Origin of the sequence: Herbihabitans rhizosphaerae, from assembly GCF_004216555.1 — a bacterium.
Classification (GTDB): Bacteria; Actinomycetota; Actinomycetes; order Mycobacteriales; family Pseudonocardiaceae; genus Herbihabitans; species Herbihabitans rhizosphaerae.
The window spans coordinates 55,067-78,800 of record NZ_SGWQ01000012.1 but is presented as its reverse complement, the minus strand read 5'-3'; the positions used below and the strand labels follow the sequence as shown (position 1 = coordinate 78,800).

At 68.7% G+C, this 23,734-nt stretch carries 23 protein-coding genes; 6 read left to right on the top strand and 17 right to left on the bottom strand.

Translation table 11 applies throughout. The features are described 5' to 3' along the window. Positions 1 to 4: 4 nt before the first annotated feature. Genes EV193_RS27775 through EV193_RS27765 form a run of 3 tightly spaced genes read right to left on the bottom strand, consistent with a single transcriptional unit; the run spans position 5 to position 3,332 of the window. On the bottom strand, positions 5 to 718 hold the full coding sequence (locus EV193_RS27775; protein ID WP_130347890.1) for a PIG-L deacetylase family protein: 714 nt from the start codon (positions 716 to 718) through the stop codon (positions 5 to 7). Further along, positions 715 to 2,142: a glycosyltransferase gene (locus tag EV193_RS27770; protein WP_130347889.1), complete on the bottom strand. Its 1,428-nt coding sequence runs from the start codon at positions 2,140 to 2,142 to the stop codon at positions 715 to 717. The genes EV193_RS27775 and EV193_RS27770 overlap by 4 nt, the downstream gene beginning before the upstream one ends. Then, entirely contained in the window at positions 2,142 to 3,332 is a 1,191-nt protein-coding gene (locus EV193_RS27765; protein ID WP_130347888.1) for an MFS transporter, read from the bottom strand. Before EV193_RS27765 ends, EV193_RS27770 begins: the two co-directional genes overlap by 1 nt. Positions 3,333 to 3,817: 485 nt before the next feature. On the opposite strand from EV193_RS27765, the gene EV193_RS27760 reads away from it, so the two are divergent. Continuing rightward, positions 3,818 to 3,988, top strand: coding sequence for an ASCH domain-containing protein (locus EV193_RS27760; RefSeq protein WP_242613714.1), 171 nt, complete (start codon positions 3,818 to 3,820; stop codon positions 3,986 to 3,988). A gap of 9 nt (positions 3,989 to 3,997) precedes the next feature. Here EV193_RS27760 and ehuA read toward each other — a convergent pair whose 3' ends face one another. From ehuA to EV193_RS27735, 5 genes are all read right to left on the bottom strand, one after another. Next, positions 3,998 to 4,762 (bottom strand): ectoine/hydroxyectoine ABC transporter ATP-binding protein EhuA, encoded by a 765-nt coding sequence (gene ehuA, locus EV193_RS27755; RefSeq protein ID WP_130347985.1) that lies wholly within the window; start codon positions 4,760 to 4,762, stop codon positions 3,998 to 4,000. Positions 4,763 to 4,817: 55 nt separating this feature from the next. Continuing rightward, positions 4,818 to 5,471, bottom strand: a complete 654-nt coding sequence (ehuD, locus tag EV193_RS27750; protein WP_130347887.1) for an ectoine/hydroxyectoine ABC transporter permease subunit EhuD — start codon at positions 5,469 to 5,471, stop codon at positions 4,818 to 4,820. Further along, positions 5,471 to 6,208, bottom strand: coding sequence for an ectoine/hydroxyectoine ABC transporter permease subunit EhuC (gene ehuC / locus EV193_RS27745; RefSeq protein ID WP_130347886.1), 738 nt, complete (start codon positions 6,206 to 6,208; stop codon positions 5,471 to 5,473). The genes ehuD and ehuC overlap by 1 nt, the downstream gene beginning before the upstream one ends. A gap of 22 nt (positions 6,209 to 6,230) precedes the next feature. Further along, entirely contained in the window at positions 6,231 to 7,127 is an 897-nt protein-coding gene (gene ehuB / locus EV193_RS27740; RefSeq protein ID WP_130347885.1) for an ectoine/hydroxyectoine ABC transporter substrate-binding protein EhuB, read from the bottom strand. A gap of 290 nt (positions 7,128 to 7,417) precedes the next feature. Beyond that, on the bottom strand, positions 7,418 to 9,427 hold the full coding sequence (locus tag EV193_RS27735; RefSeq protein ID WP_130347884.1) for a methylmalonyl-CoA mutase family protein: 2,010 nt from the start codon (positions 9,425 to 9,427) through the stop codon (positions 7,418 to 7,420). A 442-nt stretch (positions 9,428 to 9,869) separates the two neighbouring features. On the opposite strand from EV193_RS27735, the gene EV193_RS27730 reads away from it, so the two are divergent. Together EV193_RS27730 and EV193_RS27725 are read left to right on the top strand one after the other, a co-directional pair. Beyond that, positions 9,870 to 10,304, top strand: a complete 435-nt coding sequence (locus EV193_RS27730; protein WP_130347883.1) for a MerR family transcriptional regulator — start codon at positions 9,870 to 9,872, stop codon at positions 10,302 to 10,304. A gap of 22 nt (positions 10,305 to 10,326) precedes the next feature. Beyond that, positions 10,327 to 11,694 carry a DHA2 family efflux MFS transporter permease subunit gene (locus EV193_RS27725; RefSeq protein ID WP_130347882.1) on the top strand — a complete coding sequence of 456 codons (1,368 nt, stop codon included), beginning with the start codon at positions 10,327 to 10,329 and terminating at the stop codon, positions 11,692 to 11,694. A gap of 47 nt (positions 11,695 to 11,741) precedes the next feature. On the opposite strand, the gene EV193_RS27720 is transcribed toward EV193_RS27725, so the two are convergent. The 3 genes from EV193_RS27720 to murA all read right to left on the bottom strand — a co-directional run bounded on the left by EV193_RS27720 (position 11,742) and on the right by murA (position 16,362). Beyond that, entirely contained in the window at positions 11,742 to 12,968 is a 1,227-nt protein-coding gene (locus EV193_RS27720; protein WP_130347881.1) for a M12 family metallo-peptidase, read from the bottom strand. Positions 12,969 to 13,147: 179 nt separating this feature from the next. Beyond that, the gene (ggt, locus tag EV193_RS27715; RefSeq protein ID WP_130347880.1) at positions 13,148 to 14,938 is read right to left on the bottom strand and encodes a gamma-glutamyltransferase; all 1,791 of its coding nucleotides are present in this window, start codon (positions 14,936 to 14,938) and stop codon (positions 13,148 to 13,150) included. Between the two features lie 146 nt (positions 14,939 to 15,084). After that, positions 15,085 to 16,362, bottom strand: coding sequence for a UDP-N-acetylglucosamine 1-carboxyvinyltransferase (gene murA / locus EV193_RS27710; protein ID WP_130347879.1), 1,278 nt, complete (start codon positions 16,360 to 16,362; stop codon positions 15,085 to 15,087). Positions 16,363 to 16,462: 100 nt separating this feature from the next. Between murA and EV193_RS27705 the strand changes: the two genes are divergently transcribed. Next, positions 16,463 to 17,068, top strand: a complete 606-nt coding sequence (locus tag EV193_RS27705; protein ID WP_130347878.1) for a hypothetical protein — start codon at positions 16,463 to 16,465, stop codon at positions 17,066 to 17,068. 10 nt (positions 17,069 to 17,078) lie between these two features. Further along, positions 17,079 to 17,645, top strand: a complete 567-nt coding sequence (locus EV193_RS27700) for a cob(I)yrinic acid a,c-diamide adenosyltransferase (protein ID WP_130347877.1) — start codon at positions 17,079 to 17,081, stop codon at positions 17,643 to 17,645. A 9-nt stretch (positions 17,646 to 17,654) separates the two neighbouring features. On the opposite strand, the gene EV193_RS27695 is transcribed toward EV193_RS27700, so the two are convergent. The 3 genes from EV193_RS27695 to EV193_RS27685 all read right to left on the bottom strand — a co-directional run bounded on the left by EV193_RS27695 (position 17,655) and on the right by EV193_RS27685 (position 19,270). After that, complete coding sequence (locus tag EV193_RS27695; protein WP_423202233.1) at positions 17,655 to 18,215, bottom strand: arylsulfotransferase family protein; 561 nt, start codon at positions 18,213 to 18,215, stop codon at positions 17,655 to 17,657. Between the two features lie 234 nt (positions 18,216 to 18,449). Further along, the gene (locus EV193_RS27690; protein WP_423202232.1) at positions 18,450 to 18,884 is read right to left on the bottom strand and encodes a DUF2550 domain-containing protein; all 435 of its coding nucleotides are present in this window, start codon (positions 18,882 to 18,884) and stop codon (positions 18,450 to 18,452) included. Between the two features lie 26 nt (positions 18,885 to 18,910). Then, positions 18,911 to 19,270 (bottom strand): F0F1 ATP synthase subunit epsilon, encoded by a 360-nt coding sequence (locus tag EV193_RS27685; RefSeq protein ID WP_130347983.1) that lies wholly within the window; start codon positions 19,268 to 19,270, stop codon positions 18,911 to 18,913. Between the two features lie 273 nt (positions 19,271 to 19,543). Between EV193_RS27685 and EV193_RS27680 the strand changes: the two genes are divergently transcribed. Next, positions 19,544 to 20,653, top strand: coding sequence for a nucleotide disphospho-sugar-binding domain-containing protein (locus tag EV193_RS27680; protein ID WP_130347876.1), 1,110 nt, complete (start codon positions 19,544 to 19,546; stop codon positions 20,651 to 20,653). 42 nt (positions 20,654 to 20,695) lie between these two features. Here the strand turns inward: EV193_RS27680 and EV193_RS27675 are convergent, their stop codons facing one another. The 3 genes from EV193_RS27675 to atpD all read right to left on the bottom strand — a co-directional run bounded on the left by EV193_RS27675 (position 20,696) and on the right by atpD (position 23,733). Then, positions 20,696 to 21,316, bottom strand: coding sequence for a class I SAM-dependent DNA methyltransferase (locus tag EV193_RS27675; RefSeq protein ID WP_207222836.1), 621 nt, complete (start codon positions 21,314 to 21,316; stop codon positions 20,696 to 20,698). Between the two features lie 41 nt (positions 21,317 to 21,357). Then, positions 21,358 to 21,723 carry a type II toxin-antitoxin system VapC family toxin gene (locus EV193_RS27670; protein WP_130347874.1) on the bottom strand — a complete coding sequence of 122 codons (366 nt, stop codon included), beginning with the start codon at positions 21,721 to 21,723 and terminating at the stop codon, positions 21,358 to 21,360. 573 nt (positions 21,724 to 22,296) lie between these two features. Next, positions 22,297 to 23,733: a F0F1 ATP synthase subunit beta gene (gene atpD / locus EV193_RS27660; RefSeq protein WP_130347873.1), complete on the bottom strand. Its 1,437-nt coding sequence runs from the start codon at positions 23,731 to 23,733 to the stop codon at positions 22,297 to 22,299. Between the last annotated feature and the right edge of the window lies 1 nt (position 23,734).

The following is a 23,734-nucleotide window of genomic DNA, read 5'->3' as shown; positions in this document are numbered from 1 at the left end:
GTACTCATAACGAGGGCGGGAGCAGACGCCCGGGGTCGCGCGGCTGCGGATATGCCTTGGCCGCCTGGAAACCCTCCGCGTACGCCGTCTCGATCTGCAGGCCACGCAACGTTCCCTGCCGGTCCACGTAATCCACGTAATCGGTGCCGTGCAACCGTTTCAGCCACTCGTTCTGACTGGCGTGCTTGCGCAACATCGCGCGTTTCGTATCGATTGTTTCGGTGATGTCGACCCACAATTCCGGCTGGAATCCGATGCCGGTGAGCGTGTCCATGTAGAGCACTCCGGGAATCGTGTCGGTCGGCTCGTTCGCCGTTTCCACGAGACCGCACAAGCCCAATTGCCGGCAGTTCAGCACGATTCGCGACGCGGCCCGATGATCCGGGTGATAGTCGTCCGGATGGTGCGTGATCACCACGTCCGGTTTCGCCGACCGCATCACGTCGACCAGTCGCGTGCGCACGTCGGGCCCGTCGAACAGGAACCCGTCCGGTTGATCGAGGCAGAAGAAGTCGGCGCCGATGACAGCAGCCGACTCCTCCGCCTCGGCACGGCGGATCGCCGCCGTCTCGGCCCGCGTGTGCGTGTCCGAACCAAGATCGCCCTTGGTCAGCACGCACATCGTCACCCGGTGACCATCGCGCGCGTAGAGCGCGAGACTGCCCGCCGCCAGAATCTCCAGGTCGTCGGGGTGCGCCCCGACCGCGAGCACGTTCATCGCAGCACCATCTCGCTCAGGTCGCGCAGCAACGCCAACTCGGCCAACAGGTGCGTGTCCGGGAGGAACTGTTCGGCGACCCTGGCCCGCGCGCGCTCGCCGACGGTGCGGCTGTTCGCCGGATCGGCCAGGTACCTGGTGACCGCGTTGCCGAACGCGCGCAGATCGAGCGGATCGGTCAACGCCGTGCCGACCGACAAGTCCGGCACCTGGAATCGCAGGCCGCCGACCGCGCTGGTCACCAGCGGCTTGGCCTTCCACATCGCCTCGGTCGCGGTGAGCCCGAAGCCCTCGGACAGGCTCTTCTGCACGATCACGGTCGCGTGCCGCTGCAGCGCGTTGACCACGGCGGCGTTCACGTCCGGGTCGGCCATCGGCAGGCACACCAACTGGATCCGGGACCGCGTCTCCATGTCCAGCGCCCGCCACATCTTCACGCAGTCGTCGAACACCTGCGCCGCCTCCGGGTCGTCGGCCACCCCGGTGACCTCCGGGCCGACGAGCATCAGCGTCGCGTCCGAGCGCGGCGCCACGTGCTCGGCGAAGCCCAGCATCACGCCCGGCATGTCCTTCACCGCGTCCCAGCGCGACACCTGCAGCACCAGCGGTGAGTCCGGCGACGGCGGCCGACCCTCCCGCACCACGGTCGGGCGCAGCTCGGCGGTCGCCGTGGTGCCGTCGAACCGGGTGAACACCGGCGGTGCACTCGGCTCCGCGTCGATCAGGTCGCAGCGCGCCAGTACGGAGAGCGCGACCCGCTCGGACATCGGCTGGTTCTTCGGCGACGCGGGATCGATGAACGGCGGGATCACCGCCGAGGCAAGGCTTTTGTGCCACGCGGGCGCGAAGTGCGGCAACGTGAACACCAGCGCGTGCGCGTCGCGCAGGTAGGCGCGGAGGAACTCCCACGCCACGCCGGTGTGCTGGTTCGGCTCGTCGGCGCCGTTGTGCGCACGCCACACCGGCACCGCCCCGGCCCGGCGCACGTAACCGACCAGTCCGGCGGTCTGCGGATCGTGCAGGAACACCTGATCGCCGGGCGACACGTGTTCCTCGAGCACGGCGGCGGCCCGCGCCAGCACGCTCTGATACACCTCGTGCTCGGCATAGCCCAGCGGTCCCCCGTCACCGCAGACGCCGGAGATGCCGTTGTCGATTCGCTTGGTGATCTCGAAGAACTCCGGCGGCGCGTCCAGCACGAGCCACCGCACCGGCAGGCCGAGTGCCCGGCTGTAGCCGACCATCGGGCGCAGCATCTCGGCCACCCCGCCGCCGTGCTCGGTCGAGTTGACGTGCCAGATGGTGCGTTCCGGATGGTGCCGCATGCTGCCGGCGGCCAGCATTCGCTCCTGGCCGGGCTGCAGATGCGCGGTCAGATCGGCGATTTTCCGAGGCGCCACAAGCACTTCACGCAAACCGATCATCAGGTGTTCCTCCCTTGTGTGTGCACTCTGTTGTTTCCGGAATCCACCTCGTTGTGGGATGAGAACCCTCGGCGGGAGGCCAGCGTCATCGCCGTTCCCGCGACGACCGCGCCCGCGATGAGCGTGGTCGACAGGCCGAACGTGTTGGCGGTGACGCCGACCAGCGGCGGGCCGGCGAGATAGGCCAGGTAGCCGACCGCAGTGACCGCCGCCGTGGCCGTGCCGAGGTCGCCGCGGGCGGTTTCACCCGCGGCGCTGATCGTGATCGGGAACAGTGGTCCGAGCCCGATTCCGGCGATCGTCACCGCGACGACGAACACCACGGGCTCGCGTTGCGCGGCCGCGCCGGCCAGCGCCACGATCGCGATGACCGAGCCGGCGATCGCGATGGTGCGCACGCCGAACGCGATCCGCAGGCGATCGCCCCACGTGCGGGACACCGCCATGGCCAAGGTGAACGCGGTGACCACGACCGCGCCGTGCGCGGTGCCAGCGCCCAGATCGCGCGCGAGGAAGAGCGCCGACCAGTCGGTGATCGTCCCCTCCAGGAACAACGCGCCGACGGCCAGCACGAGCAGCGACGTGCGTGGCAGCCGGCGCCGCCCGGCCTCGTGCGCCGGGCGTTCGTCCATCGCGGTCGCCGCCGGCAGCGCACCCATGGCGAACACCATGATCGCCAGCAGCACGACGCTGACCAGGACGAAGTGCACGAGAACGGAGATCCCCGCGGCCGCGGCGGCCGCACCGGCGGTCGCGCCCGCCAGTACGCCGACGCTGTACCCACCGTGCAGCCGCGACAGCACCCGGCGCGGCGCGCTGTCCCGCTCCAGGCGCACGCCGGCCGTGTTCATCGCGACGTCCAGGCCACCACTGGCCGCGCCCAGCACGACCAGCGCGAGCGTCAGCGCGAGCAGTGAATTCGCGAGCGCGATCAGGGGTAGGGCGGCGGCGAACCACACGCCGCACACGCGGCAGGCCGTGGCGGGCGAGACGCGCCGAAGTACCCGTCCGGTCGCGAGCAGTGCAGGTACCGAGCCGGCCGCGACTCCGAACAGGGCGATACCGAGTTCGCCGTCGTCGAGGGAGAGCGCACCGGCGACGGCCGGGATTCGTGGCGCCCAACTCGACAGGACCGCGCCGTTGACGAAGAACACCAGCCAGAGCGCGCTCGAAGGGCTGATAACACGCATGACGACCCCAAGGGCCGCCCTGCCGATTACAGAAAGGGACCGTGCTCCCGGACGGTCAGGAGCTGTCGACATCCAAGCTAGCACCGGCGCGCGATTCGACGAACGGATTTACCTCGCCATTACCTGAAACCGTCTACGAACCGCAAAACAACGGCAACGATCGTTGTCACCCACACGGCCCCAGGAGACGGCCGGCCGAACCCAGGGTCAGCGACGCAACGTGCACACTCGCAGGTCAGCGGTACTGCGAACGGGCGAAGCGAGCCTGATCGCTGTGACCTGCCTCGCACCAGAGTAGCCGCGTCCGATTAATGGGAAATGCCGCATTCGCAAATTGTACGGCCAGCGTGAACCTTAATCATTGTTCAGGTCACCCCGCCCCGTCAAGAAATTACCAAAACCAATTCAGGCCCCGGTCAACAGCGTGTAAGAATCCACAGGTCCGCTTCTTCCGCTCGTTCACCGTCAAGGAACTCGGCCGCCTCATGAACCACCGCCCGATCACGCCGCCCGTCCACGACATGGGCATCTACAAGCACTACTTCGACCTGATCGCCAGCGGCCGCAAGACCACCGAGATCCGCGTCAACGACGCCAGCCGTCGCAAGATCAAGCCCGGTTCGCTCATCCGGTTTCGCTGCCAGGGTCCTGTATGAACGACCGACTCAGGCGCGATCGATGACGGCGTGCAGGAATTCGCGGGTGCGCTCGTGCTCCGGCTCGGTGAACAGCTTGTCCGGTGAGGCGTCCTCGATGATCTGCCCCTGATCGAACATCAGCACCCGGTCCGACACGTCCTTGGCGAAGCCCATCTCGTGCGTGACGCACAGGAACGTGATGTCCGTGGTGGACGCGATCTCCTTGAGCACGTTCAGCACACCGGCCACCAGCTCCGGGTCCAGCGCCGAGGTCACCTCGTCCAACAGCAGCACGTCCGGCCGCATCGCCAGCGCGCGGGCGATCGCGACCCGCTGCTGCTGACCGCCGGACAGTTGCGTCGGGTGCGCGGTGACCTTCTCGCCGAGGCCGACCATGTCGAGCAGGTCCTTCGCCCGCTCCTCGGCGTCGGACTTGGGCAGCCCGAGCACCCGGATCGGCGCCTCGGTGATGTTCTGCAGCACGTTCATGTTGGGGAACAGGTTGAACTGCTGGAACACCATTCCGATGCGCTTGCGCACCTTCGTCAGGTGCTTCTCGTCGGCGGGCACGAGCTTGTCGCCCCGGTACATGTGGCTGAGGTATTCCCCGTCCACCTGAATGGTGCCGCCGTTGACCTTCTCCAGCGTCATCAGCAGCCGCAGAATCGTGGTCTTGCCCGAACCGCTCGGCCCGATCAGCGTCACGAACTCGCCGGGCGAGACGGAGAAGTCGAGCTCACGGAGAACGACGTTGTCGCCGAACTGCTTGACCACACCGTCGAACTGGATCATCACATTGGCCGAATCGTCGGTCGCCTCGGCACCGACCTCCGGCTCCTCGGTCGCATCAATGCTTGACAAAACGACGCTCCAACCTTCGCACCAAAATCGACGACGGAAAGCTCAGCACCAGGAAGAAGATGCCAGCCATCGTGTATGCCTCTTCCACGCTGTAGTGATCCGCGCCGAAATCCTTCGCCGCGCCGACGATGTCGATCACGCCGATGGCGAGCAGCAGCGGTGTCTCCTTGAACATGGAGATCGTGTAGTTGCCGAGCGCGGGCAGCACCCTCGGAATCGCCTGGGGCAGGATCACGCCGGTCCACGTCCGCCGGCGCGGCAGGCTCAACGCGGTGGATGCCTCCCACTGCCCCTTCGGCACGGCGTCGATTCCGGCTCGGTACACCTCGGAGGTGTAGCACGCGTAATGCAGGCCGAGTGCGATCGTGCCACTCCAGAAGGCCGACCACTGCACACCCATCCACGGCTGTACGACCCAGTAGAAGAAGAAGATCTGCACCAGCAGTGGTGTGCTGCGAATGAACTCGACCAACCCGAACGTGATCTGGCTGAGTACAGGTACCCGCACCTGACGAATCAGCGCGAACACCAGTCCGAGAACGTATGCCAGAAGCGCACCGCACACCGTCGCGGCAAAGGTGATCCACAGTCCCGGCAGAAGTGCCGAGAAGCTGTCCCAGAAAAGCTCCCAACTCCACATCAGGGTTTACCCCCCAGTGCGCTGCCGCCCACCGGCATGCCGGCCAACGGGTCGGAGAGCGTGTCGTGCTTCACCGGGCGACGCCCGAGCCGGCGAGCCGCCGCACGCTCGAGCAGCCGCATCACAAAAGTGATCACGACCGACAGGGCGAAGTACAGCACCAGGATGATCAGGTAGATCACCCCGACCTGCCCGCCGAAGATCGGCCGCAGCTCCTCCGCCTGCTTGGTCATCTCCGGCACGCTCACCAATGCCAGCAATGCGGTGCTCTTGAGCAGCTGGATGAACAGGTTGTTGAACGGCGGCAGCGTTTCGATGAATGCCTGCGGCAGGATCACCCGGCGCATTCGCTGGGCCGGTGTGAAGTTCAGCGCGACCGCCCCCTCGACCTGCGCCTTCGGCACCGACTGGACCGCACCGCGCACGACCTCCGCGCCGTAGGCACCGTGGTTGAGCCCGAGGACCAGGATTCCCGCCCACAACGGCACGAGCTGGAACCCGATGAGGATCGGAAGCGCGAGAGCGATCCAGAACAGCTGCACCAACTCGGAGGTGCCGCGAAAACCCTCGACATAGATCCGGCTGATGAAGCGAACGGTCCGAGAGCCGGACAACAACGCGAGTCCGGCGATAACGGACAACACGATCGTGATCGCGATACCACCGAGCGTCGCGTAAACCGTATACGGCAGTCCTTTGAGGACTACCTCCCAGAAATAGCCAAAGTTATCTAACATGACGACCCACCCGTCGGTTCGGTCAGCCCTCGGAGCACAGTCGGTCGGTCGTCACGTCCGGTTTCGGCAGATTCGCCGCGGTGAACCCGAACGGCGCGGTGATTTTCACCCATTCGCCGTTCTCGTGCAGCGTCTTGAGTTCCTTGTTGAACGCCTCGCGCAGTTCGTTGGAGTCCTTGCGGAACACGAACGCGCCGGCGGACACGATCTTCTTACCGCTGATCACCGGGTCGAAGCCCTCGGTCACGTCGACGTCCGAGTTCGGGTTGTTCTTGACCAGGTCCTTGAGCGAGATGTCGGTCAGCGACGCGCAATCCACCCGGCCATCGATCACCGAGCGGAGCATGTCGTCCTGCTTCGGCAGCGTGGTGATCTGTCCCTCCGGTACACCGGAGCTGGTCGCGTAGCCCTTCTCCACGGCGCCGCTCAGCACGGCGAGCTTGGCACCCTTCGCCTTGACGTCGTCATAGGTGCGAATCCCCTTGGGATTGCCCTTCTTCACCAGGAAAGCGGTCAGCGCCGAGTAGTCCGGGATGGAGAACGCGGCGTTCTCGCAGCGTTCCTTCTTGATGTTCATACCAGCCATCACGACGTCGAACTTCTTCGCGTTCAGGCCCTGAATGAGCGAGTCGAAGTCCTCGAAGGAGAACTCGACGTTCCCGATGCCCATCGCCTTGAACACCGCGCGGCCGACCTCGGCCGCCTCGCCGGTCTCCTTGCCGCTGGCGTCCTTGTAGCCGTACGGCGACTCGACCGCGATGCCGGCCTTGATCTTGCCGTCCTTCTTGAGTTGGTCGAGCGTGCCGCCGCCCTCGACCTCGGAGCAGGCGCTCAGGAGCGCCGGGCCGCCGATGGCCACAGCACCTGTCGCTGCCGAGAACCTGAAGAAGTCCCGACGTGTCCAGTCTCCAGCAGTCATCGCCGTGCCCCTATTCGTGAATTCCCAACGCGTTACGTGTCTCGAACTGCTTGACCAACGAACGTAGGGCGGGTCCCCGTGCGGGTTCAACGATAGCCGGCAAGATCACGAAGGGTGTTACCGTACCGAGACCCTCCACTTGGGACATGGGCCGCGTGCAGCCACGCGTTTGGCCTCCCGATTCGCGTCGAGCGGCCACGCCGAAGGTGGCGACGTATGGGTGCACCCGTGTACTGAGGCTAACCGGCTACAGGCCACAGAGCCATTTGTTCGGCTCAGGCCTAAACGACTCAGTGCGCCTCGCGGATCACGTTCACGAACTCGTCCATGATCTTGGTGAGCTCGTAGTCCTTCGGCGTGAACACCCGCGCCACACCACGCGACATGAGCAGCCGCGCGTCCTCCGGCGGCACGATTCCGCCGACGACCACCGGGACCTCGCCGGCACCCGCCGCGCGCAGCCCCTCGACCACCGCCGGCACCACCTCGAGGTGCGAGCCGGACAGGATCGACAGGCCGACCAGGTGCACGCCCTCCTGCACGGCGGCCGCCACGATCTGGTCGGGCGTGAGCCGAATGCCCTGGTAGATCACCTCGAAGCCGACGTCGCGCGCCCGCACGGCGATCTGCTCGGCGCCGTTGGAGTGACCGTCGAGGCCCGGCTTGCCGACCAGGATCCGCAGCCGCTGGCCGAGTTCCTCACCGGCGGCCCGCACCCGGTCGCGCACGACGGCGATCTCCGCGCCCGCCTCGCCGGCCGCCGACGCGCCCGCGACACCCGTCGGCGCGCGGTACTCGCCGAACACCCCGCGCAGCGCGGCCGACCACTCGCCGGTGGTCACCCCCGCACGGGTGCACACGAGCGTCGCGTCGAGCAGGTTCGCGTCGGTCTTCGCCGCGTCCCGCAACACGTTCAGCGCACTGTCCACTTCGGACTGATCACGGTCGGCGCGCCACGCCCTGATCGCCTCGACGGCGTGCTTCTCCACCTCGGGGTCCACGGTCAGGATCGCCTCGGCGCCCTCGGCCTGCAGCGGCGACGGCTCGGTGGTGTCGAACTTGTTGACGCCGACGATGATCTCCTCGCCGGCCTCCATGCGGCGGCGGCGCTCGGCCAGCGACCCGACGAGCTGCGTCTTCATGTAGCCCGACTCGACCGCGGCGACCGCGCCGCCCATCGCCTGCACGCGGTCGATCTCCGCGCGCGCGCCGGCGACGATCTCGTCCACCTTCGCCTGGATCACCGGCGACCCGTCGAACAGGTCCTCGTACTCCAGCAGGTCGGTCTCGAACGCGAGAACCTGCTGCATGCGCAGCGCCCACTGCTGGTCCCACGGGCGCGGCAGGCCGAGCGCCTCGTTCCACGCCGGAAGCTGGATCGCGCGCGCCCTGGCGTTGCGGGACATCGAGACCGCGAGCATCTCCAGCACGATCCGCTGGATGTTGTTCTCCGGCTGCGCCTCGGTCAGCCCGAGCGAGTTCACCTGCACGCCGTAGCGGAACCGCCGCTGCTTGGGGTTCTCGATGCCGTAGCGCTCACGCGTCAGGTCGTCCCACATCTGGGCGAACGCGCGCATCTTGCACATCTCCTCGACGAACCGCACGCCGGCGTTCACGAAGAACGAGATGCGCGCGACCACGTCGCCGAACTTGTCCTCGGGCACCTGGCCGGAGTCGCGCACGGCGTCCAGCACCGCGATCGCCGTGCACATCGCGTACGCGACCTCCTGCACCGGCGTCGCGCCGGCCTCCTGCAGGTGGTAGCTGCACACGTTGATCGGGTTCCACTTGGGCACGTTCGCCACGGTCCAGGCGACCATGTCGGTGATCAACCGCAGGCTCGGCCCCGGCGGGAACACGTAGGTGCCGCGGGACAGGTACTCCTTGATGATGTCGTTCTGCGTGGTGCCGGCGAGCTTGGCGACCACCTCGTGCCAGTCGCGCCCCTCGGCCTCGGCCTGCTCCTGGGCCACCGTGATGTACAGCGACAACAGCCACATGGCGGTCGCGTTGATCGTCATCGAGGTGTTGGCCTCGGCGAGCGGGATGCCGTCGAACAGCTGGCGCATGTCGCCGATGTGACTGACCGGCACGCCGACCTTGCCGACCTCTCCCCTGGCCAGCTCGTGGTCGGGGTCGTAGCCGGTCTGCGTCGGCAGGTCGAACGCCACCGACAGGCCGGTCTGGCCCTTGGCCAGGTTGCGTCGGTACAGCTCGTTGGACGCGACGGCCGACGAATGCCCTGCGTAGGTCCGCATCACCCACGGACGGTCGCGCTCACGGTCGGACGGATACGGCACGTTAACCTCCGTTAATCCGGCTTTACAGGAGGGTACTGGCGAGTAACCTCGTTGTGCTGGTGCCGTTCCTCACAACGATATGGCCTGCCAGCCGTGAAGGTGTCCCGGCGATGCCCCAGAACACTCCACAGAAGACGCCCGTACCCCCGCGGCGACCTGGGCCTTCACCGCGGCCGAGGGACTTTTGCGGGCTAAAGTACGCACGCATAAGCCGCTACGGTTGTCAAGCGGCGCGTCTATGTAGCGCACCGTGATCAGTGACATCCATGATTTCGAGGCAATAATTGTTGTGCCGCAACCACTTTCGGCCTGACCACCCGGGTGCGCGCGATGCGGCAACATTCACCCTCCGTAAGCTTCGGCGCGGACTTTAGCCCGCTAAAGTCCGCAAACGAGCGCAGGGCGTGGTGCGCCTCAAGTCGGGTTGAGGTGAAATGGGTGCATGGATGATCTCGTGCCCATCGGCAAGGCTGCCGAATTGTTCGGGCTGACCGTGTCGACGCTGCGCTACTGGGACGAACGCGGGCTCGTGACACCGACCGAACGCCGTGGCGGCCGCCGCTGGTACAGCCCCGACGAACTGCACCGCATCGGCCTGATCCAGATGTGGCAGGAGTGCGGGCTGATGAGCCTGGACGACATCGCCGCGGTGTTCGCCGGCGCGAACTGGCGTGCGGTGCTGCGCGACCGGGTGCGCGCGATCGAGGAGCAGATCACCCGGCTCGAGGCCGGCAAGGGGCATCTCGAACACGCGCTGATCTGCCCGTCGGACGAGCCGGCCACGCAGTGCTCGCACCTGCGCGCGGTGATCAAGGAGCGGATGCGTGGGAACAAGATCACACCCGAGGAGATCCACGGCAGCTTGACCTCAAGTTGACTTGAGGCAGCACGCTGGCGCGGTGACCCTATCGACAACGGTTCCCCATAAAGCCGGCACGGGCTGGTTCCTCGCGCCACTGTTCCTCGGCACGTTCATGTCGCTGCTGGACGTGAGCATCGTGAACATCGCCCTGCCCACGATCCAGTCCGACCTGACCACCTCGCTCGCCCAACTGCAGTGGATCGTGGACGGCTACATCGTGGCGCTCGCCGCGTTCATGCTCACCGGCGGCTCGCTGGCCGACCGGTTCGGCCGCAAGGCGGTCTTCCTGATCGGCGTCGCCGGCTTCACCGTCGCCTCGCTCGCGTGCGCGCTGGCCGACAGCGCGGACTGGCTGATCGCCGCGCGCGTGGTGCAGGGCGCGGCCGCGTCGGTGCTCACGCCGGGCGCGATGTCCCTTATCGCACAAGCGTTTCCGGAACCGGCGCGGCGGGCCAGGATCATCGGACTGTGGTCCAGCGTGGCCTCATCGGCGTTCGTGCTCGGTCCGCTGATCGGCGGCCCGCTGACCGAGGCGTTCGGCTGGCGCAGCGTGTTCTACCTGAACGTCCCGCTCGGCATGCTGACGGTGGTCGTCGGCCTGCGCCGGCTGCGCGAATCGGCCGACCCGGAGCACGCCTCGCCGGACGTGGTCGGGCAACTGCTCGCGATCGGCTGGATCGGCGCGCTCACCTACGGGATCATCGACGGCGGTCACCGCGGCTGGACCGAGCCGCCGGTGCTCGCGGCACTCGGGCTCGCGGCCGTGCTGTTCGTCGCGTTCATCCTCATCGAGCTGCGCCAGCAACGCCCGATGCTGCCGATCAGGCTGTTCGCCCGGCCCGAGTTCGGCCTGGTCAACCTGGCCGCGTTCGTCATGGGATTCGGCACGTTCGGCAGCTTCTTCCTGCTGTCGATCTACCTGCAGTCGGTGCGCGGCGCCACGCCGACCGAGGCGGCGCTGCAGTTCCTGCCGTACGTACTGGCCAACACCACGGCCGGGCTGCTCGCCGGCCGGCTGGTCAGCCGGTTCGGCGGCCGGCTCCCGCTGGTGGCCGGCTACACACTGATCACTGTGGCGCTGCTCGGCATGCTCGTCCTCACGCCGACCACGCCGTACCCGGTGATCGCCGTGCTGTTCGTGATCATCGGGTTCGGCCTGAGCACCGGCGGCGTGCCGACCAACACGATGGCGCTGCACGCGGTACCCAGACACAGCTCCGGCATGGCGGCCAGCACGGTGAACGCGACCCGTCAGACCGGCACCGCCGTCGGTGTCGCGGTACTCGGCGCGGTGGTCGCCGCCCAGCCGACATTCACCGACGGGCTGCGGCACGCGCTGCTGGTCGCCGGTGTCGCGACCGGAGTGGTGACCGTGCTGCTGGCCACCAGGTTGCGCGCGAAGTAAGAGCGAGCGGCCGTACGGGGCGCGCCGGACGGCCGCTCGCCTCCCGGTCAACTCCGGAAGCCGGCCACGGTGGCCTTGGTGTTCTCCAGCACGCGGGCGTTGTCGCTGCGCGTGGTGGTACCCATCGGCACACCCTGGTAGTTCACTCGCGGGTTGGACCAGTAGTTCAGTCGCGGGCAGCTCGGCGAGCAGTTGTACGCCATGATCGTGCGCCACGAGGTGCCGTACCGGTATCCGTGCCCGTAGGCGTACGGGGTGTTGGACCCGTCGGTGGCCGGGTCGTGCCGGGCCGACTGCAGGTGCCCGATCTCGTGCCCGAAGCTGTAGTAGCCGGTGGCGCAGTCCCAGTACACCGCGGCGAACGCGGTCGAGGCGCTGGAGCCGATGCCGGAGGCGAGCCCGCAGTACGAGCTGTCATTGATGATCAGCACGCCCACGTCGGCGCGCGTCTGGTCGCGGATGGCGTGAATGCCGTCCATCTGCCCGTCGCTGGTGCCGCGGAACCGGCTCAGGTCGGTGGAGAATCCCTGCTCGTTGTAGTTGACCGTGGAGTAGCTGGCCAGCTCGAGCGTGATCCCGACACCGGAGTTGGTGTAGCCCTTGTTCGTCTCGGCGACGGCCAGATCGGTCAGCGCGCGCATGTCGCCGCCGTATGCCGACACGGCCTCGTTGGTGGCCACGACCTGGACGCGGATCACGGTGTTCGCGGCCGGCGCCGCCTCGGCCGCCGGCATGTCGATCTTCGGCAGCGCGATCGGCGCGTGGTCGCGAGGCATCTTCGTCTCGTCGACGGCGATCACCGCGTGCCCACCGGACACCGGACGGATCTTGTACAGCTTGCCGTCCAGGCGCACCGACCCGGTGACACCGGCGTCCGAGCGCACCAGCGTCACGGAGTTGTTCTCGTCGGTGGCGACTTCGGCACCCGCACCGCGTGCCTTGGCGGTCTCGCGGATCTGGCCGGTCCACAGCGTGTTGCCCACTTCGGTGCGGCGGGCGCCGTCCCGAACCGCGTGCACGGTGCGCCCACCGAGATCGATCGCGATCTCCTCGGTCGACTCCGCGACCACGTCGGGGTTGGCTTGTTTGACCCGGACCTCGGCGTTGTACGGCGTGGACCGCAGGCCGTCGGCCGCCCGCGCGGCCACGGCGTCACCGGTGAACAGCGCCGGCGCGCCACCCGCTTCGGCGGCGGCGGTAGGCACCAGTGCGAGCGCTGCCGCACCCAGGCCGAGTGCCACGAGCACAGGCAGGGTTCTGTGTCGTCGTTGCATTCTTGCTCCCTCGCGTACGTGAACGCGCGCGGGAACGGCAGCCGGGTGTGAAACGGTGTGGCTGCAGGGGTTCACACCGGTGGCGGTCCAGCGCGACCGCTCAATTCGTCATCATCCGGAAGCTATCCGTGACGGGCAAGACATGCATAGCAACGCATGTCCTTACCGTTTACCGGTAATCACCATCCGTGCACGACGCCGGCCGAGGTGCCACCCCGGCGTGACGGTTCGCCGACCGCGAGCACCAGCCCGCCGCCCAGGAACTCCAGCGCCGCCGTCGTCCCAATCTCGGCCTGCTCGGTGTACTTGTGGCCGATCGCGGCGAGCGCCTTGCCCTCCGGCGAGTTGACGAAGGCCGGTTCGGCGGTGGTCGTCGCCGCGTTGCGCTGCGAGGCTCGCGGCGAACTCACCGCCTGGGGCAGCCGCATGCCGAAGTCGATCCGGTTCAGCAGCACCTGCAGCACGGTCGTGATGATCGTCGAGCCGCCCGGCGAGCCGAGCGCGAGGAACGGCCGGCCGTGCCGCAGCACGATCGTCGGCGACATGCTGGACCGCGGGCGCTTGCCGGCGGCCGGCAGGTTCGGGTCCGGCGCGTCGCCCTGCGTGGGCGCGAAGTTGAAGTCGGTCAGCTCGTTGTTGAGCAGGAAACCCCGTTGCGGCACAACGATTCCACTGCCGCCGACCTGTTCGATCGTGTTCGTGTACGACACCACGTTGCCGCGCGCGTCGGACACCACGAAGTGGTTGGTGTGCGCGGCCGTATCGGCACTCGCCTCCACGCGGCCCGGCTCGCACGAATCGGGCCTGCGCACGTCGCCTGGTGCGGCCGGCGCGGTCAGCACGGTGGCCGGGTCGATCAGGCAGGCGCGGCCGCGCGCGAACCGGTCGGACAGCAGGGTGCGCTGCGGAACGTCCACGTAGGCGGGGTCGCCGATGTACCGGTTGCGGTCGGCGAAGGCCAGCTTGCTCGCCTCCAGGTACCGGTGCAGCGCCTGCGTCCTGTCCATTGTGGACAGTCGGCTGGTCTCCAGGATGTTCAGCGCCTCGCCGACCGTGATGCCGCCGCTGGAGGACGGCGCCATGCCGTAAACGTCCAGCCCCCGGTAGCGCATGTGCGTCGGCTCGCGGTCGATCGTGCGGTACTCGGCCAGGTCATCCGCGGTGAGCAGGCCGGCCGGCGGGTCGATCGTGGCGCCCGGCGCGAGCGGCGGGCGCTGCGCGGCGGCGGCCACGTCGGCGCCGATCGCGCCGTCGTAGAACGCCCGGGTGCCGTCCCGCGCGATCTTCCGGTAGGTGTCAGCCAGGTCCGGGTTGCGCATGAGCGAGCCGACGGCGGGCGGCGCTCCCCCGGGCAGGAACAGCTCTGCCGACGAGGTGAACTGGCGGAACCGGTCCGCGTTCGCCTCGATCTCCTCGCGCAGTTGCTCGGTGACCGGCCAGCCCCGGTCCGCCACCTCGATCGCCGGACGCAGCGTGCGGCCGAGGTCGAACGTGCCCCAGCGTTTCAGCGCGCGCTCCCAGGTGGCCAGCATTCCCGGCGTGCCAACGGAAAGCCCGCTTGTGACGGCCCGCGCGAACGGGTACGGCTGACCGGTCGCCGGGTCGAGGAACATCCGCTCGCCGCCGGCCGCCGGGGTGGTCTCCCGCCCGTCGATCGTGGACACGCGGCCGGTGCGCGCGTCGTAGTGCACGAAGTACCCGCCGCCGCCGAGACCGGCCATGAACGGGTCCGTGACACCCAGCGTCGCGGCCACCGCCACCGCCGCGTCGGCCGCCGTCCCGCCCGCGCGCAGCACGTCCAGACCGGCCTTTGTCGACTCCACGGTGTCGGACACGACCGCACCGCCCACGCCGATCGCGACCGGCCGCTTGTCCAGCGACGACGCCGGCTCGGCAACCGCGATCGGTTGTGCCACAAGGGTTCCAGCCAGCGCGGCGGTGGCTACGGCGAGAGCGCGACGTCGTCGCATGGCGGCCTCCAGGAGTACACAAGGAACCCTGTTCTACTCGCCGCGCCGCCTGCTGGCTAGCCCCTACGCACGGTCGGGTTTGCCATCGTTGCGGACATCTCGGACCGGGGTTTGTGGGTCTTGAAGACCTACAAACGGGGCGGCGATCAGGCGCGGTCGGGCTCGTCGTCCACGCGGCGGACGTCGGCGCCCAGCTTCTGCATGTTCTCCACGAACATCGGGTAGCCGCGATCGATGTGGAACACGTCCCACACCTCGGTCACGCCATCCGCGCGCAGACCGGCCAGCACCAGGCCGACCCCGGCGCGGATGTCCGAGGCCCACACCGGCGCGCTGGACAGCCGCTCCACCCCGCGCACCACCGCGTGGTGGCCGTCGGTGCGCGCGTCCGCGCCGAGCCGCACCATCTCCTCGATGAACCGGAACCGCGCCTCGAACAGGTTCTCCGTGATCATCGACGTGCCCTCGGCGATCGAGGTCAGCGCGATCGCGAACGGCTGCAGGTCGGTCGCGAACCCCGGGTACGGCAGCGTCACGAAGTCCACCGCGCGCGGCCGCTCGTCTTGCACCACACGGAAACCGTCGCCGTCGTCGAGGGTCGTGATCTCCGCGCCCGCGGCCCGCAGCTTCTCCAGCACGAGGTCGAGGTGATGCGGGTTCACCCCACGAACGGTCACGTCGCCCATGGTCATCGCCGCGGCGAACGCCCAGGTCGCACCCACGATCCGGTCGCCGATCACCCGGTGCTCGGTCGGGCGAAGCCGCTCGACGCCTTCCACGGTCAGGGTGGACGTGCCGGCGCCCTCGACGCGCGCGCCCATCTCGGTCAGCATCGTGCACAGGTTGACGATCTCCGGCTCGCGCGCGGCGTTGTCGATCACCGTGGTGCCGGGCGCCAGCACGGCAGCCATCAGGATGTTCTCGGTCGCGCCGACGCTCGGGAAGTCCAGCCAGATCTGCGCGCCGTGCAGGCCCTCTGCCTCGGCCACCACACAGCCGTGCTCGATCTCGGAGTGCGCGCCGAGCTGGCGCAGCCCGTTCTGGTGCATGTCCAGCGGGCGCGAGCCGATCGCGTCACCGCCGGGCAGCGCGACGACCGCGCGCTTGCACCGGCCGACCAGCGGCCCGAGCACGCACACCGAGGCGCGCAGCTTGCCCATCGACGGCGAGTCGGCCCGGTGGTTCAGCTCGGCCGGCGTGGTGATCGTGGCGGTGTCACCGTCCAGCGTCACCTCGCAGCCGAGGCTGCGCAGCACGTCGGCCATCAGCGGCACGTCGAGGATCTGCGGACAGTTGGTGATCGTGGTGGTGCCCTCGGCCAGCAGTGCCGCGGCCATCAGCTTGAGCACGCTGTTCTTGGCGCCGACGACCTCGACCTCGCCGACCAGTCGTGCGCCCCCACGAACCAGAAAGTGCTCCGTCACGCGGCCCATCATGCCTGCCACGCATCTGCGCCGGTCGACCGGGCGAGTCCAGCGAGCACGCTGTGTGCTCGGTAAGCTCCGCAGCGGAGGTCGTCCGCCGATGAAGCTGCTGCCCCGTCTGCTCAGCCCGGCTGGGTTCCTCCTCGCGCTGGTGCTGTTCCTGCTGCCGTTCGTGTCGGTGTCCTGTGAGGTGTCCGGCGTCGGCGAGGCGCACGCCACCTACACCGGCCTGGACATGGCCACGGGCGGCGAGCCGGACATCGTGCGGGATCTGCCCAAGGAGTTGCTCCCCGAGGACCGCGACCTCGACGCGCCACCGAGGCCGGACGTGCAGCCCCTGGCGATCGTCACGATGCTGCTGATCGCCCTGGGAGCGGCCACCGTGCTGATCCCCGCGCTGCGGACCAGGCTCGCCGGCACCGCGGCGGCCGCCGCCGTGGCCGCGATCATGCTCGGGGTGACCCAGCTCGTGGCGATGTCCGGGATGGACACCCGCCTGCGCGAGGTGGCCGGTTCGACGGACGCGCAGGCGCCGGCCGACCTGAGCCGGATCATCGGCGACGCCGTGCAGACCAAGATCGGGTTCTGGCTGGTCATGCTGGCGCTGGCGATGATCGCCGCCGGAAACGTGGGCGCGCTGGTCAACGACACGCTGGAGCGCAGACGTGCCGAAGCGAACGGTGATCCACCCGAGCCCGACGAGTAACGTCGTGGACGTGACCGTTCACATCACCCGCGTGTACACCCGTGTCGGCGACAGCGGCACGACCGCCCTCGGCAACGGCGACCGCGTGCCCAAGACCGACCCCCGGCTCGCCGCCTACGCCGACGTCGACGAGGCGAACTCCGCGATCGGCGTCGCCGTGGCCATGGGTGGGCTCGCCGACGAGCTGACCACCGTGCTGCGCCGGGTGCAGAACGACCTGTTCGACGTGGGCGCCGATTTCTGCGCGCCGGTAGAGCCGGACCCGAAATACCCGCCGCTGCGGATCACCGACGCCTACATCGAGCGCCTGGAATCGTGGTGCGACGAGTTCAACGAGCGGCTGGCCAAGCTGGACTCGTTCGTGCTCCCCGGTGGCACGCCGGGCGCCGCGCTGCTGCACGTGGCGCGCACGGTCACCCGGCGGGCCGAGCGCAACGCCTGGGCGCTGATCGAGGCGGACGGCGAGCGCACCAACGCGCTCGCGGCCAAGTACCTCAACCGCCTGTCCGACCTGCTGTTCGTGCTGGGCAGGGTGGCCAATCCGGACGGCGACGTGAAGTGGAAGCCGGGCGGCTGAGCCGTCAGGTCACCTGGACTGGATCGGACGTCCCGAGCACGGCCCCACCGGCGTCCAGCGCCTCCACGGCGACGTAGGCCGGCCCGTGGTTGCCGCCGTCGCCGTCTCGAAGCCCGTCTTCGCCGCGTCGGCGACCGGCTTGAGCTGATCGGCTGCCGGGCCGGCGAGCACTCGCCAGGTGACCACCTCGGTCGCGCCGTTCCAACTGGCGAACACCGTGGTCACACCGCCGGCCACACGACGTCCGACGACGGCCGGCGGCCGTTCCGCATAGGACTCGGTCACCGGGACGTGGTCGAGCGAATTCCACTCGAACCGGACAGCGCCGGTGCCGAGATCGATTTCCTGAACGACGCCTTCCAGGACCTGCGCGACTTTCGCCCCGCCGATCGGCGTGAGGTCCACGGTCTTCTGTCGATACGCGATCACCAGCGCGGTGTCGTGTGCGGTGATCTGGAAGTCGTGCAGATCGGCGCGCAGACCGTTGCCGGTCCCGGAAACGCTGCACCTGCAGGCCGAACCGGGGCTTCTCCCGCGGCGTCGGCGCCACCCACACGGGCTGACCGGCATCGTCGACGATGAGCGCGCTGAGCTGCATGTCGTCGCGGCTCGGCCCGTCGGCGGCCAGGAGTTGCCCGGGCACGGGCGTCAGCATCACCAGGCCGGATACCGTCGAGGACCAAATCGGTGAGCGCCAGTCCCACGACGGCTTGCCACCGATTCATCGCGCCACCTCAGCTCATCGGGCTGATGAACCTGCCAGGTGCGTACTCAGAGGCACAACCGACGAAGGTGGGCCGCCGCTCAGGAGGCCCAGGGCAACCGGCGCCCGGGCGGCGCGGACTCCAGCCAGGACAGAAACCCGGTGAGCGCGTCGGGGCCCATGGCGATCTCCACCTCGAGTTCGCCGGCGCCCTTGCAGCGCAGCACCTGCGAGCCGGGCGGCATGGAATAGGACTCCGCGTCCTGCGGCTCGCGGCGGGTGGCGATCTCCAGCCCGCCGCGGTTGATCACGCGGTCCGGACCGGCGCGCAGGCTCAGCGGGCGGAACCAGGAGAACTCGTCACCGTGATAGCGGCCGATACCGAGGTGCCAGCCGCGGCCGGACTCGTCCAGCCTGGTGCGCAGGGCGACGCTGATACCGCCGCTGCGCAGCAGGCGGATTCGCCGCAGGACGAGCAAGATCGCCGCCGCGACGGCGACAGCCAGGAGCGTTCCGATCAACCAGGTGGTTCCCACGGCCCGCTCCCGCCCTCAGCCTCTGCTCAAGCCGGCTGCTGCTCGGCGGCGCGGAGGCGGGCGGCAGCTCTCGCGCGCTCCTCCTCGTCCCCGGCACCGAGATCGGCTTTGGCCTGCGCTACGTCGATCTCGTGCGCCAGTTCGGCGGACTCGGCGAGAATGCTCACGCCGTCACCGGTCACGGACAGGAACCCGCCGTGCACGACCGCCACGACCGTGGCGCCGTCGGTGGTGTTCACCTTGACGACCCCATCCTCGACGAGCTGGCCGAGTGTGGGCTCGTGACCGGCCATGACACCGATCTCACCCTCGGTGGTCTGGGCGACCACGAACGACGCGGTGCCCGACCAGAGGCGGCGCTCGACCGCGACCAGCTCGACCGACATCTCAGCAGCCACGCGAAACTCCTTCGACTGGGTTACAAGAAGTTTAGATGGTCCGCACGGCGCATCCCCAGGCAGGGCGACGTGTCCAAGGCCACTCTCGAGACCGGCTCGAGTAGCCGGCTCGAACGGCTCGACGTTCCCACCGTGATCCCACCGCCGTCCGTACGCTCGGCCACGGGGAAGAAGCCAGTCATTGGTCACGGCTGGTTACGGGTCTGTCGATCACGGGTGCGCCACGCGCGCCCGGCACCAGACTCCGACAAGGGGGACTTCATGAAGATCATGGCGACCAGCGGACCCAACCACGGGCACCTCTATCCGATGGTGCCGCTGCTGTGGGCCTTACGAAACGCCGGACACCAGGTACTGGTGGCCGGCCCGGAGCGCTTCGCGAGGCTGGCGACGGCCGCGGGCCTCGCGTCCACCTCGATCGCCGACGACTTCTCCCTCGGCGATCTCGGTCCGGCGCACTGGTCCCAGGACAGCGCGGTGGAGAGCGTCGGCCGGCACGTTCGCGAGTACTACGTGCCGGCCGCCGAGCGGACCGCCGAGGGCACCGTCCAGCTCGCCGAGGCGTGGCGGCCGGACCTGGTGATCGGCCCGTACTGGGAGTTCGCCGCACCGATCGCGGCCGCTCGGCTCGGGGTGCCGTATGTGCTGCACGGCTGGGGCCTGATCTGCCATCCGCAACACGAGCGGCCGGCCCGGGAGGCGTTGCTGCCACTGCACGACAAGTGGGACGTGCCCGAGGACCTGCCGCCGGCCCACTACGTCGACAACTGCCCGCCGGGGCTGCAGTGGACCGAGCCGCCGGTACCGGCGATCGCCAGCAGGTACGGCGACTACAACGGCACCGCGCCCGTGCCGGACTGGCTGTTCGACGAGCCGAAGGCGCCGCGCGTGGTGGTGACGCTCGGGCACGTGCCGGTGATGGGCGACCACCCCGACGTGGTGCGCACGACGCTGGACGCGCTCGCCGAGTTCGATCTCGACGTGGTGGTGGCCGCGAGCGATCGGCTGGAGGCCGAACGGTTCAACGCGCGGTTCGTGCACGGCCTGCCGCTGTCACACGTGCTGCCGAGTTGCTCGGCGGTGATCCATCACGGCGGCTCCGGCAGCTCGTGGTCGTCCACGGTGGCCGGGCTGCCGCAACTCGCGCTGCCGCAGATGTGCGTGCAGTTCCAGAACGCCGACCGGCTGCACGAGGTGGGCGCCGGCATCGCGCTGCACCCGGAGGTGGCCACCGTCGACGCGATCGCCGAAGCGGTCCAGCGACTGCTGTTCGACGGCGCGGCCCGTCAGGTCGCCGAGCGCCTCGCCGCCGAGAACACCCGACGGCCCGCCTTCCACGAAGCGGCCGAGGCACTGGAGACACTCGCCTGAGACGCGCACGGGCCGGTGTCCACTGTGGACACCGGCCCTGATTCACTTGCGCGCGAACAGAACCGCGCCCGGCCTCGGCCCGGCGAGACCGATGAGCGTCTGCGCGTCGACCGTGAACCCGGCGTCGGCGAGCCAGCCGGCCACCAGCTCGGGTTGCCGGCGATGGGTGCGCATCTTCGTCGGATCGGCGTCGGTCTTCGGACGCGACCGGTCGCCGGTGTGGAAGCCGAGCAGCACTCGGCCGTCCTGCCGCAGCACCCGCCGGAACTGCGCGAGCACGGCGGGCACCTCGTCGTCCGGCACGTGGATCAGCGACCACCAGGCCAGCACGCCGGCCAGCGACGCATCGGCGATATCGAGATCGGTCATCGACCCCACCTCGAACCGCATCCCCGGATGGTCACGCCGGGCCACCTCGATCATCCCGGGCGACAGGTCCACGCCGAACGCGTCGACGTCCAGGCCGCGGAGATAGGCGACGACATGCCCAGGCCCGCACCCGACGTCCGCGACCGGCCCGCCGCCGTCCGCGTGAACCAGATCGGCGAACAACGTCAGCGGCGCCCGCAGAAACGGATTGCCGGCGAGCGAGTCGCGGACCTCATCGGCGTAGCTCTCCGCGTCCGCGTCGTAGGACGCTCGGGTATCCGCCAACCAGTTCACACCGAGATTCAAGCAGGGCGCTTGCCTCACTTCCAGGCAGGTCAACGGATCTGACGAACCCGGCCGCCATCGCCCCACTCCTTGTCGGCGGTCCAGACGGTCGCGTCCATGCGCTCGCCGAGTGCCAGGCACAGGCGGTCACCGAGCGAAAGACTCTCGCCACGACGCCACCGCCGCGCCGCCCATTCACCGTCCTCACCGCTGACCGGCAACACGTCCAGCCCGTAGCTCTGCAGCAGCGCGACGGACAGCTCCCAGTCGCGCCCGTGCCTGATCAGGACCTGGATGACCTCCGACCAGTTGGCCGCACCGCAGACCCCGCCCGCGTCCAGCGCGCGTTCGATCTCGTCCGCTCCCTCCTCGCCGCGCAGGAACGCCAGGAGGGCGGACGCGTCGAAGACGTTCACACCGCGTCCTCGACATCGGCGGCCTCACGCCGCTCGGCCAGCAGCGCCCCGACGACGTCCACGTCGGCGAGGTCGGCGCGCACCATGTCCTTGAGCTGATCTCTGGTCAACAAGACGACACCCCCTGGGCTGTACAACAGGACCAGTGGGCGACCCTCTTCGAATCCAGCTCGCTGGCGCAGCTCGGCCGGTACGACCAGACGCCCGCGATCTCCCATCGTCACCGCATACATCCCACCCACCAGACGAGCGTACCACGGCGGCCACCGCCACGGGAAAATCAGAGGCTGCTAGTGCGGGCCACCCACCACCTTCACGCAGCCGGCCCGCTTGACCGCACCGATCGAAACCACGCCAAGGTCGGCCGAAAAGTCGAGGGCGACCGCCGTCACGCCGAAGGCGTCTCTCCCAACCACCCACGCAACACGCAGCCCACCAACCCCCGCAGGTAACCACCCACGCAACCCGACCACAGGCGTTTCGGCGAAGCCGAACCAGCGGCGGCCTTGCCCTCGATAACCAAACAGGCCCGGTGTCCACAGTGGACACCGGGCCTGTTTCGCTTGGCGCGCCTTACTTCTTGGTCAGCGCGTGGTACTTGCGCTCCAGGTCCTCGAGACCGCCGATGGACAGGAAGGCCTGCTCCGGCACGTGGTCGTAGTCGCCCTTGGCCACGCGGTCGAACGCCTCGATGGTGTCGGCCACCTTGACGAACGAGCCCTCCTCGCCGGTGAACTTCTGTGCCACGAAGAAGTTCTGCGACAGGAAGCGCTCGATACGCCGGGCGCGGTTCACCGTCACCTTGTCCTCTTCGGACAGCTCGTCCATACCGAGGATCGCGATGATGTCCTGCAGCTCCTTGTACTTCTGCAGGATCCGCTTGACCTCCTGGGCCACCCGGTAGTGCTCCTCGCCGACCACGTCCGGCGCGAGGAGTCGCGACGACGAGGTCAGCGGGTCCACCGCCGGGTAGATGCCCTTCTGCGAGATCGGCCGGGACAGCTCCGTCGTCGCGTCCAGGTGGGCGAACGTGGTCGCCGGCGCCGGGTCGGTGTAGTCGTCCGCGGGCACGTAGATCGCCTGCATCGAGGTGATCGAACGGCCACGGGTGGAGGTGATGCGCTCCTGCAGCTCGCCCATCTCGTCGGCCAGCGTCGGCTGGTAGCCCACGGCCGAAGGCATACGGCCCAGCAGGGTCGACACCTCGGAGCCGGCCTGGGTGAACCGGAAGATGTTGTCGATGAAGAGAAGCACGTCCTGGTTCTGGGCGTCCCGGAAGTACTCCGCCATGGTGAGCGCGGACAGCGCGACCCGCATACGCGTGCCCGGCGGCTCGTCCATCTGGCCGAACACCAGCGCGGTGTCCGGGAGCACGCCCATCTCGTCCATCTCGAGGAAGAGGTCGGTGCCCTCACGGGTGCGCTCGCCGACGCCGGCGAACACCGAGGTGCCACCGAAGTTGCGGGCGATACGGGTGATCATCTCCTGGATGAGCACCGTCTTGCCGACGCCCGCGCCGCCGAACAGGCCGATCTTGCCGCCCTCGACGTACGGGGTGAGCAGGTCGAGCACCTTGACGCCGGTCTCCAGCATCTTGGTCTTGCCCTCGAGCTGGTCGAACGGCGGCGGGTTGCGGTGGATCTCCCAGCGCGGCGCGTCCGAGGCGTGGCCCGGCTTGTCCAGGCACTCGCCCAGGGCGTTGAACACGTGGCCCTTGACCTCGTCGCCGACCGGCACCGAGATGCGGCCGCGAGTGTCGGTCACCGGGGCACCACGCACCAGGCCGTCCTGCGGCTGCATGGAGATGCAGCGCACCAGGTTGTCGCCGAGGTGCTGGGCGACCTCGAGGGTGACGGTCTTCTTCATCGACTCGAGGTCCACCTCGACCTTGAGCGCGTTGTACAACTCGGGAACCGAGTCGCGCGGGAACTCCACGTCGACGACGGGACCGATCACCCGGACGACACGGCCGGTACCGGTCTTGGCGGCTGGTTCTTGTACGGCGGTCATG